Origin of the sequence: Micropruina sp., from assembly GCF_047607385.1 — a bacterium.
GTDB lineage: Bacteria > Actinomycetota > Actinomycetes > Propionibacteriales > Propionibacteriaceae > Micropruina.
The window spans coordinates 38780-53444 of the sequence record NZ_JASGDE010000123.1; the positions used below are offsets into that span (position 1 = coordinate 38780).

The window sequence follows — 14665 nt, forward strand, 5'->3', positions numbered from 1 at the left end:
GCGCCGTGTATCGGTTGGCCCGATCCGGCACTCTTGACCCCGTGACTTCGCCGCCCCCGTCCGCAGCCGCCCCGTCCCCACTCGCCCCACCGGCGCGGCGCCGGGTGCGTGGCCAGGCCTGGCTGGTCGTCTTCGGGCTGCTGCTGGCGGTGCCGGCGGTGGCCGCCACCGGTCTGCGCGTCCTGGCCCCCAGTTCCGATCAGCTCGCCAAGGTCGCCTCGTTCATCCCGTACGGGCTGGTGTTCTGGCTGCCGGCGACGATCCTGGTCGGGGTCGCCACGCTGCGGGCCTGGCGAGGCCGGACGCCCGGCCGCTGGCCGGTCAGTGTGCTGAGTGCCCTGTGCGCTGCCGGCCTGGCGGCGACTGCGGTGTGGCAGGCGCCGGTCTTCTTCTCCGACTCCCGTCCGGTGGACACCGCCCCGCTCACCGTGGCCAGCCTGAACGTGGCCGGCGAGGCCGATCCGGCCGTCGCGGCCCGGGCCGTGGCGGACGCCGACGTGGTGGTCTTCGTCGAGGCGCACGTGAAGTGGGTGAGCACGCTGCCGGACAGCTTCCGTGCCGCGTTCCGCTACCGGGCGCCGGTGGACGCGAAGGCCAGCGACCGGGCCAACGCCGACGCGGTGATCTTCTCCAAGCATCCGATCATCAGCTCCGAGCCGATGCCGCCGAGCAGTTTCCAGCAGTGGACGGCGCTGATCCGGACGCCGCAACTGGGCCCGCTGCGGGTGGTCGCCGCCCATCCCTGCAACCCGTACTGCCGTCCTGGACTGTGGAGCCGGGAGGCGCAACGGCTGCGCAGCTGGCTGGCCGCCCGGGACGCCTCCGTTCCGACCGTGGTGGCCGGTGACTTCAACTCGGTGGACGACCACCCCACCATGCAGGCGCTCTACGCCGACGGCTTCCGCAGCGCCGCCGATCTGGCCGGCGCCGGATTCGTCCGGACCTGGCCGGCGGATCGCCGGTTCCCGCCGCTGATCGCCATCGACCACGTGCTGGTCGACGATCGGCTGACCGCGACCTCGCTGAGCACTTTCGACGTGCCGGGCACCGACCACCTGGGACTGCGGGCGGTGATCGCCGGCACCGGCAAGCAATGACCGGCAAGCAATGACCGGGGAAGCCGGGGTCTGATCGCCACCCGGGTTGTTACCGTTGGTGCATGCGCCGCTTGGTTCTGCTGCTCGCCGGTCTCGGAGTGTTCCTGCTCGGCCTGGTGCCGGCGCCACGCGCCGCCGCCGATTCCGACGACGACCGCATCGACAGCTATCACGTGACTGCGGACGTCGCGAAGGACGGCACCACGTCGGTCCGGATCGCCTTCGACTTCAACTTCGGCTCCGACGACGGTCACGGCCCCTACATCACCCTGCCGTTGCGTCAGGAGATCGCCAACGATCCCGATCATTGGCGGATGCTGGAGGTCACTCTCGGCCAGGTGTCCAGCCCGTCCGGCGCCAGCGCCAACGTCCAGACCGAGACCAAGGACGGCAACCTGCTGATCCGGGTCGGCGACGAGAACAAGACCTGGCGCGGCACCCAGAAGTACGTGGTCAACTACACGATCCGCGGCCTGATCGCGCCCGACCAGGCGCAGTCCGGGCTGGACGAGTTCAACTGGAACGTCATCGGCACCGGCTGGGAGGTGCCGATCCGCGACATCGAGGCCACGATCACCGGCCCGGTCGCGATGACCCGGACGGCCTGCTTCGTCGCCTTCGACGTGAACCGGCCCTGTCGGGTGGAGACCAACGGACGGTCGGCGACCTTCACCCAGTCGGCGCTGGGCGAGGGCACCCCGATGCAGGTGGTCGCCGGCTTCCCGGCCGGCACCTTCGTGGGTGCTGAAGCCAAGCTGGAGAAGCGGTACTGGGTCGGCAACATGTTCCCGATCACTCCGGTGACCGGCGGTGTCACCGCGGCGCTCACCGTGATCGGCCTGGTCCCGTTGCTGCGCCGCACCCGGCGCGGCAGCCGCGACGAGGTCTACCTGGGGCTCACCCCCGGCGTGACGCCGGCGGCCGGGCAGCAGGTCGCGGTCGGTCACGGTGCGGCCAAGGCGCCGGTGGCGGTCGCGTTCACCCCGCCGCGCGGGGCGCGTCCGGGCGAGGTCGGCGTGCTGGTCGACTCGACCGCCGACAACGTCGACATCACCGCGACCATCCTCGACCTCGCCGTGCGCGGGCATCTGCGGATCGAGCAGCAGGGCAAGAAGGACTGGACCTTCATCCGGACGCAGGGCCGGGACCAGCTGGTCGGCTACGAGTCCTACGTGATCAAGAAGTTCTTCCGCAAGGGCTCCTCGGTGACCACCGACGATCTGAAGGAGAAGGGCTACGCGGGCATCATGGAGGGCACCCGGGAACGGCTCTACCAGCGGGTCACCGATGAGTTGCGCTGGTTCCGCCGCAATCCCAGCCAGGTCCGGATGGTGGCGGTCGTCGGCGGCCTCGCCGTGATCGGCGCCGGCGCCCTGGTCGGCTTCGGGCTGGGCTTCGTCGGCTTCGGCCTGGTCGGCCTGGCCGGGGTGATCTGCGGCCTGGTGATGCTGGCGCTCAGCAACCGGTTCGGCGTCCGGACGGCGGAGGGCTCCGCGGTGCTCGCCCAGGCCAAGGGCTTCGAGCTGTACCTGACCACGGCGGAGGCCGACCAGATCAAATTCGAGGAGGGCATCGACGTGTTCTCCCGCTACCTGCCCTACGCGATCGTGTTCGGCGTGGCCGAGCGTTGGGCGAAGATCTTCCAGCAGTTGGCCGCCGAGGGCCGCTACACCCCCGACGACTCCTGGTACGTCGGCTACGGCTACGGTTACGGCTCGCTGCTGAGCGGCGACTTCGCGTCGTCGATGGATCGACTGGCGTCGACCATGTCGTCGTCGATGCAGAGCGCCACCACCGCCTCCAGCGGAGGCTCCGGGTTCAGCGGTGGCGGCGGCTTCGGTGGCGGTGGCGGCGGCGGTTGGTGACGCCGCTACGGTCGTCCTATGAGCACCGCACCCAATGTCGAGTACGGCGATCCCGATGTAGCCCTGCCCAATGAGATTCTCCGCTCGGTGGTCGGCAGCGGCGTGCACGGCATCGCCATCGCCGGCACCGACGACCACGACGAGATGGGTGTCTACATCGAGCCGCCCGAGTACGTGCTCGGTGTGGGCAGGCACCGTGACGACTACATCTGGCGCACCCAGCCCGAGGGCGTCCGCAGCGGTCACGGCGACACCGATCTGGTGCTGTACTCGCTGGCCAAATACTTGCGGCTGGCGATCAAGGGCAACCCGACCGTGATGCTGCCGCTGTTCGCGCCCGCCGAGTCGCTGGTCAAGGTGACGCCGCTGGGCGAGGAACTGCGGGCCTTGCGGTGGAGCTTCCTGTCCCAACAGGCGGTGGAGCGCTTCCTCGGCTACATGCAATCCCAGCACGAGCGGATGCTCGGCCGGTCGAAGCGGAACGTGCCCAACCGTCCGGAGCTGATCGCGAAGCACGGCTGGGACGTGAAGTACGGCAGTCATGCCCTGCGGCTGGCTCATCAGGGCTATGAGATCGCCAGCACCGGGACGCTCACCCTGCCGATGCCGGAGGCCGAGCGTGAGCGGGTGCTGGCGGTGAAGCGCGGCGAGGTGCCGCGCGATGAGGTGTCCGCCGAGATCGGACGCCTGGAGGCGGCGGTGCGGACGCTGCTCGCCGAGGGACGCTGCCCGCTCCCGGTCGGTGCCGACGTCGCGGCGATCTCGGCGTGGGCGGTCAGTGCCCAGCGGCGGCACTGGGGCTGGTGAGTCCGCCACCAGGGTGGGGTTCCAAGGCTTGCTCGGCATACACTCGAGGGCATGGCACCCGACACCGCGACCTTGATCCGCGACGCTCTCGCGCTTGATGCCGATCAGCGTGCGGTCGTCGTGAATGCCCTGCTCGAGAGCCTCCATGAGGCTGGTGACGCGGGTGACGTCGATGCGGCTTGGCGGGCTGAAGCCGCCCGGCGACTCGCCGAGGCACGCGCTGGCGCAGTCGAGTTGGTGGACGCTGACGAGCACTACGCCCGTTTGCGTGCCTCGCTCACCTCATGACCCTGGCCCAGCGGGAGCATCCCGAAGCAGTCGCCGAGTTCGACGCCGCCGTGCACTGGTACGAGGAGCAGGAAGCAGGGGTCGGCCTTGCGCTTATTGAGCGTGCGCGGCAAGCCCGACGAGACATCGGAGACTGGCCGAACGCCGCCCCGCTGTTCGCCACCGCCCAGGATGGAACTGTGATCCGCAGCAAGGCTGTTCATGGGTACCCGTACCGGGTCATCTACGCGGTGGAACCGGACGTGATCGTGATCCTCGCCTACGCGCACGAGCGCCGTGAGCCCGGCTATTGGCTGCACCGACTCGACGACTGACCACGCGCCCGCAGGACTGTCCCCGGCGGCGGATACCCTCGACACACCGACTTTCCGTAAGGGTGCGTAAGGGGAGCGATTCGTGTTCGAACGTCTGAAGTCCGCTTTGACCGGCCAGCCTGCCGGGCCGCATCCACAACTGAGAGAGGCACTGGCGCCGTTCCGGGCGGTCTCCGACCAGCTGTTCGATCGCGCCGTGGCCTACGTGTACGACGGCAGCGGGCCGGACGTGCTGCTGGAACTGGACGCCGCGCACCAGCCCGATCTCGACGGCTTGATGGCACGGCCCGCCATGGTGATGGCCGGGCGTCCCGGCATTCCCGACCCGTTGAAGCAGCGGCTGAAGCAGATCGGCGTTCGCGGCGAGCCGCGGGTCACGCTGACCAACGCCCGGGCCCAGCTGTATCGCACCAACGCCGTCACGCAGCTGCAGTTCCTGCGCTTCGGCTACCTGCTGGCCGCTCTCGGCACCGGGCCCAACCGCCGGGTGGACGGCGTCCCGGCCTGGCTGACCGCGCTGCTCAACGACCTGGCGTCGGTCACCGGACGTGAGACCCTGCCGCACCTGCAGTGGCCGCCGGAGCGATTCGCCGACCTGCTCCGGCACGACGGCCACCCCGAAGCGGACATTCCGACCACGGTGTTCCTGGCCATGTGGCAGCAGGAGAAGACCTGGGGCTCGGTCCAGTTGCGGCCGCACGACCTGCCCGGCATCGACAACTACCTGCTGGGCTTCGGGCACCTCATCGTGCCGTCCGCGATCGCCCGGCTCACCGCGGACGCCCGGACGGCGTTGCCGCAGCGGGTCGAGCAGAATCCGCAGGTGGCCGTCGCGCTGGCTCCGTTGATCGCCCAACTGACCGTCGACAAGGCCAAAGGGGTGCGGGTGGCGGCGGTGGCCGCACTGCCGCGGCTGCCGGGCGATGTGCAGGCCGCCGTGCTGCGGCCGGTGCTGCTGAGCGCGTCCGAGTCGGCGGCCAGGGAACTGATCGAGTACCTGTCCCGCACCTCCGCCGGTGGGGCGCTGCTCGACGAGGCGGTCGCCGCCGGCGCCAAGCTGGGCGCGGCGGCGCAGAAGGCGAACGCCCGTCGCGAGGTGGTGCAGGCGGCCGCCGCCCAGGAGCGACAACTGGTGTTGCCGAGCTTCATCCCCTTTCCCGACGAAGTGGACGAGCCGCGCGCGCTCGACGAACTGCGCCGGCTGCTGGCCACGCTGATCGCCCGGGTCGAGGGCACCGACCACGCCTGGAACAACAGGCGGCTCAAGGAACTGCAGCAGATCTCCGAGGCCGACCTGCGGCAGATCGTGGCGGCCGCCGCAGGGCGGCAGCGGCCCCCGGCGATCATCGAGCGGTTCTCCTACCCGGCGCTGGCCCAGGGCGTCCGCTGCTTCAACGTGGTGCATCTGCTCCGGCTGCAGCAGCCGACCCGGCACGTCCGGCTGGACTGGGCGTTGCAGCTGCGCGCCGACGAGGTCACCGACCTGCGCCAGGTCGAGGACGCCGTGCGCCGCACCTGGAACACCCGCGAGGCCGTGGAGTACGTGCCGCAGCTGGCCCGCCAGTCGTGGTGGCTGACGGTCGAGCCCGAGGCCGCCTGGCCCTGGTTCGCCGGACGCCTCGACGTGCTGCAGAACTGGCTGACCGCGTCGGCCGCGGACACCGGCGACGCCCTGGCGATCCTGGACGCCTTCCCGGCGCTGCCGGCGGCGCTGCTGCCCAGCATCGCGGCAGTGGCGGTCGGCGACTCCCGGCGGAACCGTCCGCCGGCCCAGGCGGTGCTGGCCAAACACGGGCTGGCCCGCGAGCTGGCCGAGCAGGGGCTGACCGACGGGCGCGGCGAGATCCGGGCCGTGTCGGCGTCCTGGCTGGCCAAGGCCGGTGAGACCGGGTCCGTTCCGGCGCTGCGCACGGCGCTGGCCAAGGAGAAGCGCGAGGTGCCGCGGGCGGCGATGCTGAACGCCCTGCGCGACCTCGGCGACGACATCTCCGCCGACCTGGCGCCCGAGAAGCTGCTCGCCGAGGCGAAGAAGGGGCTGCGGGCCAAGCTGCCGGCCACCCTGGACTGGTTCGACTTCGACCGGCTGCCGGCGCTGCGCTGGGCGGACGGAACCGGCGCCGACGGGACGGAGGTCGACCCGATGATCCCGACCTGGTGGGTGGTGCTGGCCAATAAGGCGAAGGACCCGGACGGCTCGGGCCTGCTCGACCTCTACCTGGGGCAGCTCGACCCGGCCTCCGGCGAGGCGCTGGGCCGGTTCGTGCTGACCAGTTGGATCGCTCAGGACACCCGGCATCCCACCGAAGAGGAGAGCCGCGTCCATGCTCAGGCGGAGGGGCAGCGTCGCTACGCCTGGGCCCAGAACAACCTGAAACGGGTGCAGAGCACCCCGAATCCGCCGCACGCCGACTGGGCGCGGCAGGCGGCGGCGGTGCCGCTGGAACAGCACGTCCGCGCCGCCTACACCCTGCACCAGGGCACCTACTTCGGCTCGGCGTCCGCGAACCGGGGCCTGCTGGCGCTGACCACCCGGATGCCCGGCATCGAACTGGCGAACGCCGTCCAGTCCTACATTCGCAACCACGGCGCCCGGCGAGCCCAGGTCGACGCGCTGATGTACCCGCTGTACGCCAACGGCCAACCCGCCGCCGTGCAGCTGCTGCTGTCGATCGCCCGGCGATTCAAGCAGGCCAGCGTCCAGGCCACCGCGGCGAAACTGGTCGAAAGCCTGGCCGACAAGCGCGGTTGGACGGCCGACGAGCTCGCCGACCGGACCATCCCGGCGGCCGGGTTCGACGCCGACGCCCTGCTCCGGCTCGACTTCGGCTCCCGGACGTTCCTGGGCCGCGCCACCCCGTCCGGCACCATCGCGCTGAGCACGGCGGACGGCAAGCCGATCAAATCGCTGCCGGCCGCCCGTGCCGACGACGACGCCGAACTGGTCAAAGAGGCCAAGAAGCAGCTGACCACGTCCCGCAAGGAGCTCAAGGCGGTGCTCACCCAGCAGACCGCCCGGCTCTACGAGGCGATGTGCGCCGAGCGTGCCTGGGCGGCCGCCGACTGGCGCGAGTTCCTGCTGGAGCATCCGCTGGTCGGGCAACTGGTCAGCCGGCTGGTCTGGCTGGAGAACCCCGGCCCGGCGCAGCGCGCCTTCCGGCCCACCGAGGACGGCAGCCTGATCGACGCCGACGACGACACCGTCGAACTCGCACCGGACGCCCGGGTCGCGCTGGCGCACCGGGTGCGGATCGGCGACGACGCCGCCGGGGCCTGGAAGGCGCACCTGGCCGACTACGAGGTGACGCCGCTGTTCGCCCAGTTCGACAACGCCGTCCCCGACATCGACCGCAACGCGACCCAGACCCGCGACCTGCAGGGCCATCTGACCGACACCTTCAGCTTCCGCGGGGTGGCGACCAAGCGCGGCTACCAGCGCGGACCGGCCGAGGACGGCGCCTGGTTCGACGAGTACACCAAGCAGTTCTCCTCGGTCGGGCTGACCGCGGTGCTGGAGTTCACCGGCAGCTACGTGCCGGAGGAGAATTTCGCCTGCGCCACCGTCGGCCTCGGCTTCCGGGCCGGACGCCGCGGCAACGTCCGGCTGAGCGCGGTGCCCGACGTCCTGCTCGCCGAGTGCTACGCCGACTATGCGGCGCTGGCCGCGCTGGGACCGTTCGATCCGCAGTGGGAGAAGAAGGCGGGGATATGACCGAACCGACCATGACCGGGCCGATGAACACCGGGCCGATCAACACCGGGCCGATCAACACCGGAGGCCCCGAGCTGCGGCCGCCGGCCGAGACCCGCTACGCGGCCGAACTGGACGCCCTGGCCCGGGCCGACGCGGCGTCCGGGGTGCCGATCCCGCCCGGCTGGCGGCTCAGCGCCCGCGCGGTGCGGGCGTTCGTGCTCGGCGAGCCGTCGCTGGGGGTGACTCGCAAGTTCTACGGCGACGACCCGCTGGTCGACCGAGCCATCGTGTCGTTGCTGGGCCGGCAAGGGCTGATGCTGGTCGGCGAGCCAGGCACCGCGAAGTCGATGCTGTCCGAGCTGCTGGCCGCCGCCATCTCGGGCACCTCGAACCTGACCATCCAGGGCTCCGCAGGCACCACCGAAGACCACGTCCGTTACTCCTGGAACTACGCCCTGCTGATCGCCGAGGGGCCGACCCAGCGAGCGCTGGTGCCGTCCCCGGTCTACCAGGCGATGACGCGCGGCGCGATCGTTCGCTTCGAAGAGATCACCCGCTGCCCGGCCGAGATCCAGGACACCCTGGTGTCGATCCTGAGCGAGAAGCAGATCATGATCCCCGAGTTCGGCGACGAGGCCCGGCTGGCCGCCCGTCCCGGCTTCAACGTGATCGCCACCGCCAACCTGCGCGACCGCGGCGTCCACGAGATGTCGTCGGCGCTGAAGCGGCGGTTCAACTTCGAGACCGTCCGGCCGATCAGCGACCGGGCCTTCGAGGCCGAGTTGATCGGACGTGCCCTGGACGCCGAGCTCGGCCCGCGGCGTCCGATACTGACCCCGCCGGTGATGGAGGTGCTGGTCACCGCGTTCGCCGACCTGCGCACCGGACGCACCGACGCGGGTGCCCCGGTGAAGCGTCCGGACGCGGTGATGTCGACCGCTGAGGCGGTGAACGTGGCGATCGCGGCGTCGATGGCCGCTGCCTACTTGGGCGACGGCACGGTGCGTTCCGGCGACATCGCCCGGCAGATCGTCGGGGTGGCGCAGAAGGGCGAGGAGGAGGACGCCCGGCTGGTGCGGCACTACGTCGACAACGTGGTCCGGCAGCGGGCTCGGGGCAACCCGCACTGGCGGGAGTTCTTCGACGCAGCCGAGGGGCTGTGGGGCTGACCCGACGATGGTCGAGCCTGTCGAGATCCCGACGCGGCTGGCCCGCGCCCTGGACGCCCACGCCCGCTGGCGCGACGCCGGCGTCCACCTGGTCGGCGTCCGGCACCACTCGCCGGGCTGCGCGGCGGCACTGGCCGCGCTGCTGGACGAGGTGCGTCCGGCGGTGGTGCTGATCGAGGGCCCGCGCGAGTACGGCGCGCTGCTGCCGGCGCTGGCCGACGAACGCACCAAGCCGCCGGTGGCGATCCTGTCGGTGGGTGATCGCAGCAGTGGCTTCTACCCGCTGGCCGACTTCTCCCCGGAGTGGGTGGCGCTGCGCTGGGGCAGCGGACACGGCGCCACCGTGGAGTTCATCGACGCCAGCTACGCCGACATCGGCGAGCCCGAGGGGGTCGAGGTTCGCACCCTGCAGGCCGAGCACCACCTGGCCCGCAGCGAACTGATCGCCGCGGTCGGTGCCCGGCTCGGCTGCCGCGACCACGACGAGACCTGGGAGCAGCTGTTCGAGGTGCGCTCTCCGCAGGAGCTGGCCGACTGGCGCCGCTTCTTCGCCGATACCCTGGCCTGGGGGGCGCTGGCCAGGCTGGACGCCGAACGGGACCTGTTGGACGCCGACGGCACCCACGCCCGGGAAGCGGTGATGGCCGCCATCCTGGACCGCTACCGGGACGCCCCGGGCGGTGTGGTGGTGGTCACCGGCGCCTTCCACACCCTGGCTCTGCTCGACGTCCTGGAGGGTGCGCCGGAGGCGGACTGGGTGCGGGCCAAGGCCGGCGCCGCGCTCGACCCGGAGCGGGAGGCCTGGCTGATCCGCTACGACTTCGACCGGCTGGACGGGCTGCGCGGCTACGGTGCCGGCATGCCGGCACCCGGGTTCTGGCAGCGGGCCTGGCAGGCCCGCAGCGCCGGCGTCGACCCGTGTCGGTTCGCCACCGCGATCGTGCTCGAGGTGGCCGGACGGCTCCGGGACGCCGATGAGCCGGCCGGCGCGGCGACGGCGATGGACGCCGTGGCCCAGGCGCTCCGGCTGGCCGAGCTGCGCGGACGCGGCTGGCCGGGCCGCACCGACCTGACCGACGCGCTGCTGAGCTGCTTCGTCAAGGACGACAGTGGGCTGTCCGGTGCGATCGGCGAGGCGCTGCGGGCGGTGTTCGGGGGGCCGGAGCTGGGTGCGATCCCGGACGGTCTGGCCGCGCCGCCGCTGGTCGCCGAGGCCCGGCGTGCCGCGTCCGGGCTGCGCTTCCTGATCGACGACGCCACCCCGCGGCAGGTCAGCCTGGACACCCAGCGCAAGCCGTCACACGTGAAACGGCGCGAGTTCCTGGCCCGGATGCGGTTCATCGGCTCCGGGTTCGCCCGGCAGCTCGGCGGCGCCGACCTGGTCCAGGGCACCGGCGCCGGGCTGCTCTTCGAGGACTGGGAGTACGCCTGGACACCGCTGGTCGAGGCGTCCCTGATCGCCGCGTCGACGCGCGGGGCGACCATCGCCGAACTGGTCCGGGCCGGTGTCGCCGAACGGCTCGCCGAGGAGAATCTCGGTGCCGCCGGGGTGGCCGGGCTGATCACCGAGCTGCTGGTGATGGGCGAGCCCGAGGCGCTGCGGCCGGCGCTGAAGGTGTTGCGCCGCTGCTACGACGACGAGGTGCATCTCGGCTCGGTGGTGAACAGCCTGCACGCCCTGGCCGGGCTGCTGGCCGAACAGGGCCGGCTGCCGCTGGGCGCGCAGTCCGGAGTGATCGCCGACCTGATCGGCACCGGGCTGGCCTGCGCCGCCCACCTGATCGCTCCGCTGGCCGGGCTGCGGCCCGAGGACCAACCGCGGGCTTGCGACGACCTGATCGCGCTGCGCTCCCTGCTGCTCCGGCTGGAGTCATCGCCGGTCGAGGCCCCACCGTCACCGGTCGAGGCCCCACCATCGCTGGTCGAGCTTGTCGAGACCCTCTCGGTTTCGACAAGCTCAACCAGCGACCATGCCCTCCGCCGCGAGCTCCGGTTGCTGCGCCGCGACCCGCGGACCCCGGCCCGGCTGCACGGCTGCCTGCTCGGGCTGGGCTTCTGCGACGCGGACCTGGACGCCGACGAGCTGGCCGGGGCGTCCGCCGCGCACCTGGCGCCCGGCGCGGACGCCGACCGGGTGGCGGAGTTCCTGCTCGGCCTGCTGCAGGCGGCCCCCGATCTGCTGCTGCACAACCCCGAACTGGTCGATGCGCTGAACGCCGCACTGGGTGCGATGGAGCCGGAGGCCTTCCTGGCCGTGCTGCCCGACCTGCGCCGCGCCTTCACCTGGCTGAAGCCGGCCGAGACCCATGCCCTGGCGGCGACGCTGGCCCGGCTCACCGGCGCCGCGGTCACCGACCTGGACGCCGTCCTCGCGGTCGACCCGGTGCTGGCCGAACGGGCCGCGACGATCGAGCGTGACCTGGTCGCCTCGCTGCGCCGCGACGGGCTGACCGAGTGGGTGGCGTCGTGACCGCCGAGCAGGCCCGGCGCTGGCGACTGGTGCTGGGCCGCTACGCCGAGCCGAACCTGCCCCGCGACGACGGGGACGCCGGCCTCGACCGGGCGCTGGGCTACCTGTACGACCGGGAGTACACCGCCCGCGGGCACCGGCACGCCAAGGGCGGCGGCGGTTCGCTCGACCCGTCCGCTGTGCAGGCGATCAACTGGCTCGGCAACGCCCGGGGGCTGTTCCCGGCGTCGACCCTGGAACGGCTGCAGACCGACGCGGTCACCCGCTACGGCCTGGACGACCTGCTCGCCGACCCGGGCACCGTCGAGGCGCTGCAGCCGAACAAGGACCTGGCGTCCGCGCTGCTGCGCGTCAAGGGCAGGCTGAACCCGGCCGCCGCCGACGGCCTGCGCACCCTGATCGCCCGGGTGGTCGCCGAGATCGTCGAACGGCTCAAACCACGGTTCACTACGGCGTTGACCGGTACCCGCGACCGCTCCCGGCGCAGCATGCACGCCTCGCTGGCCAACTTCGACTGGCGGCGGACCATCGCCGCCAACCTGGCCAACGTCGACCCGGCCACCGGCCGGATGATGATCGACGACATCCGGTTCGCCGCCCGGAAGCGGCGCAGCAACCTGCACTGGGACGTGATCGTGCTGGTCGACCAGTCCGGGTCGATGGCCGATTCGCTGCTGCACGCCGCCGTGTCGGCGTCCATCCTGGCCGGGCTGCCCGGGGTGAGCGTCCGGCTGATCCTGTTCGACACCAGCCTGGTCGACCTGTCCCATCTGGCGCACGATCCGGTCGAGGTGCTGCTCACCGCGCAGCTGGGTGGCGGCACCAACATCGCCCAGGCGATGAAGCACGCCGAAACCCTGGTCGGCCAACCCTCCCGGACGGTGATCGCACTGATCAGCGACTTCGAGGAGGGCGGGTCGGTGTCGGCGCTGGTGGCCAGCGTGCGCCGGCTGGCCGCCGGCGGCGTCCGGCTGCTCGGGCTGGCGGCGCTGTCCGACGAGGGCGAGCCCTGGTACGACCACACCACCGCCGGACGCCTGGCCGCCGCCGGGATGCCGGTGGCGGCGATGACCCCGGACCGGTTCGCGACCTGGCTGGCCGAGGTGATGGCATGACGGGGGCGCTCCGATGACCGGCCTGCCCGGCTGGCTCGCCGGCTACCGGCTGGACGACGACGCGCTGGCGGTGCTGGCCAACCGCGGGCTGGTCCGGCGTGCGGCCAAAGAAGTGGCGCGGATCGAGCTGGACTCGGCCGCCGACGCCGCCGTCGAGCTGCGCTACACCGGTGCGCCGCCGGCGCGGGTCCGGCTGCTGCCCGGCGGGCCGCGGCAGGCGACCTGCGGCTGCCCGGTGGCCGGGGTCTGCGTGCACATCGTCGCCGCCTGTGTCTGGGTACGAGAGACCTCGCCGGTCGAGCTTGTCGAGACCTCTGGTACGTCGCCGGTCGAGACCCACCCGCCGTCGGTCGAGCTTGTCGCGACCCAGCCGGATGTCGCGGCCGAACTGCTCGCCCTGGACCCCACCGCGGTGAACCGTTCTGCCGGCATCGCCGCCGTCCGCACGGTCGCCGCCGGCATCGAACCGACCCCCACCACCATCGAGAACCGCGGCGGCTCGCTGCGCATCGCCTGGCCCGGGGCGCCCGAGATCGTCGCGGTGCCCGGCGGCGGGTTCGCCGGCATGCTGGTGGCCGGCCGGCACAGCGACCCGGTGGAGCGGGCCTGGCGGCTGGAGGCGCTGGTCCGGCTGTTCGCCCTGCACGGACGCGGGTGGACCTGGCCCGACCGGGTGCATTCTCCGGACGTCGTGCACCCCGGGCAGCGGGAGGCGATGACCCAGGCCCGCGAGACGATCGAGGCGCTGCTGCGGGTCGGGCTGGCCCGGGTCGGCACCGACGGCGTCCAGCGGCTCACCGCGGCGGCGCAGCGGGCCCGGCTGGCGGCGCTGCCGCTGCTCGCCATCCTGCTCACCCAGGCCGGGGGACGCGCCGCCGCGATCGCCGGACGCGCCGACGACACCTCCGAACGGCAACTGCTGGACGCCCTGGCCGGAGCCTGGGCGTTGGCGGTCGCCTTGCACGGTTGCCCGCCGCCGCTGCCGTCCCAGCTGCTCGGCGGCCGCGGCGCCGGCGAGGAGGCGGAAACCGGTGTGCTGCTGCCGCTGGCGCTGCGCTGGTGGACGGCGCCGTCCGGCGCCCGCGGGCTGACCGCCCTGCTGTGGGACCTCACCCACCGGCGGCTGGAGACGGTCAGCACCGGACGCGCCGCCGGCGCCGACCCGTCCTTCGTCCGCTCCTGGGACGGCCCGCTGCTGTGGGGCGTGTCGGCCAGCACCCTGGCCGGCGGCCGGTTCACCCTGACCGGTGCGGAACGCCGCGACGACGGCACGCTCAGCCCCACTACCAGGACCCGGGTCGCGCCGCAGGCGAGTTTCGCCGACGCCCCCGTCGATCTCGGGGAACTGGCCACAGCCGTCCACGGTTCGGCCCGGGACGCCGCCGCGATCGGCTTCCTGCCGTCGGTCGCGCAGCTGCGGGTGGTGCTGCCCCGGCGGCTGCGGGGGGTCGGCGAACCCGAACTCGACGAGGTGAACCAGGAACTGGTCTGGCCGATCACCGACCGGGCCGGCGAGCGGCAGTTCGCCCGGATGCCCGCGACCGGGCCGGAGCAGGCGGTGATCGGCTGGCTGCTCCGCGACGGCACCCAGATCGCCGCCGTGGTGCTGGACGACCACGACCGCCCGCTGTCGGTGTTCGTGAGCGACCGCGGGCGGCTGCGACTGGTCTCGCCCTCGCTGACCCCGCCCGAGCGGGAGACCCGGCGCGGCTGGCTGCCCCGCCGGACCCCGCGCGACGGCCGGCCCTGGGCCAGCGGACCGCGTTCGCGCTGCGATGCACCGCCGTGGGCCCGGGGCCGGCCGTCGCGCGGGGTCCGGCGGGGCAGCCAGCCGCGCCGGGTCTCCCGC

Annotated in this window: 10 protein-coding genes; all 10 read left to right on the forward strand. The window is 72.6% G+C overall.

What is annotated here, in order from left to right; genetic code table 11:
* Nucleotides 1–41 precede the first annotated feature (41 nt).
* Entirely contained in the window at nucleotides 42–1097 is a 1056-nt protein-coding gene (locus QM582_RS11280) for an endonuclease/exonuclease/phosphatase family protein (RefSeq protein WP_415084445.1), read from the forward strand.
* A 62-nt stretch (nucleotides 1098–1159) separates the two neighbouring features.
* Nucleotides 1160–2962, forward strand: coding sequence for a DUF2207 domain-containing protein (locus QM582_RS11285; protein WP_415084447.1), 1803 nt, complete (start codon nucleotides 1160–1162; stop codon nucleotides 2960–2962).
* A gap of 18 nt (nucleotides 2963–2980) precedes the next feature.
* Complete coding sequence (locus QM582_RS11290) at nucleotides 2981–3769, forward strand: DNA polymerase beta superfamily protein (protein ID WP_415084448.1); 789 nt, start codon at nucleotides 2981–2983, stop codon at nucleotides 3767–3769.
* Between the two features lie 51 nt (nucleotides 3770–3820).
* A complete protein-coding gene (locus QM582_RS11295) occupies nucleotides 3821–4057 on the forward strand; it encodes an addiction module protein (RefSeq protein WP_415084449.1) in 237 nt (78 codons plus the stop codon).
* On the forward strand, nucleotides 4054–4371 hold the full coding sequence (locus tag QM582_RS11300) for a type II toxin-antitoxin system RelE/ParE family toxin (RefSeq protein WP_415084451.1): 318 nt from the start codon (nucleotides 4054–4056) through the stop codon (nucleotides 4369–4371). Before QM582_RS11295 ends, QM582_RS11300 begins: the two co-directional genes overlap by 4 nt.
* 82 nt (nucleotides 4372–4453) lie before the next feature.
* Nucleotides 4454–8080, forward strand: coding sequence for a DUF4132 domain-containing protein (locus QM582_RS11305; RefSeq protein ID WP_415084453.1), 3627 nt, complete (start codon nucleotides 4454–4456; stop codon nucleotides 8078–8080).
* On the forward strand, nucleotides 8077–9231 hold the full coding sequence (locus QM582_RS11310; protein ID WP_415084455.1) for an ATP-binding protein: 1155 nt from the start codon (nucleotides 8077–8079) through the stop codon (nucleotides 9229–9231). The genes QM582_RS11305 and QM582_RS11310 overlap by 4 nt, the downstream gene beginning before the upstream one ends.
* Nucleotides 9232–9238: 7 nt before the next feature.
* Nucleotides 9239–11701 (forward strand): DUF5682 family protein, encoded by a 2463-nt coding sequence (locus QM582_RS11315; protein WP_415084457.1) that lies wholly within the window; start codon nucleotides 9239–9241, stop codon nucleotides 11699–11701.
* On the forward strand, nucleotides 11698–12816 hold the full coding sequence (locus tag QM582_RS11320) for a VWA domain-containing protein (RefSeq protein ID WP_415084459.1): 1119 nt from the start codon (nucleotides 11698–11700) through the stop codon (nucleotides 12814–12816). Before QM582_RS11315 ends, QM582_RS11320 begins: the two co-directional genes overlap by 4 nt.
* Before the next feature lie 13 nt (nucleotides 12817–12829).
* A partial coding sequence (locus tag QM582_RS11325; protein ID WP_415084460.1) for a hypothetical protein occupies nucleotides 12830–14665 on the forward strand: 1836 nt, incomplete at its 3' end.

Bases quoted from the DNA above. Each gene is read 5' to 3' on its own strand.
- QM582_RS11285 (WP_415084447.1), top strand. From the start codon at position 1,160: ATGCGCCGCTTGGTTCTGCTGCTCGCCGGTCTCGGAGTGTTCCTGCTC.
- QM582_RS11290 (WP_415084448.1), top strand. From the start codon at position 2,981: ATGAGCACCGCACCCAATGTCGAGTACGGCGATCCCGATGTAGCCCTG.
- QM582_RS11295 (WP_415084449.1), top strand. From the start codon at position 3,821: ATGGCACCCGACACCGCGACCTTGATCCGCGACGCTCTCGCGCTTGAT.
- QM582_RS11300 (WP_415084451.1), top strand. From the start codon at position 4,054: ATGACCCTGGCCCAGCGGGAGCATCCCGAAGCAGTCGCCGAGTTCGAC.
- QM582_RS11310 (WP_415084455.1), top strand. From the start codon at position 8,077: ATGACCGAACCGACCATGACCGGGCCGATGAACACCGGGCCGATCAAC.
- QM582_RS11315 (WP_415084457.1), top strand. From the start codon at position 9,239: ATGGTCGAGCCTGTCGAGATCCCGACGCGGCTGGCCCGCGCCCTGGAC.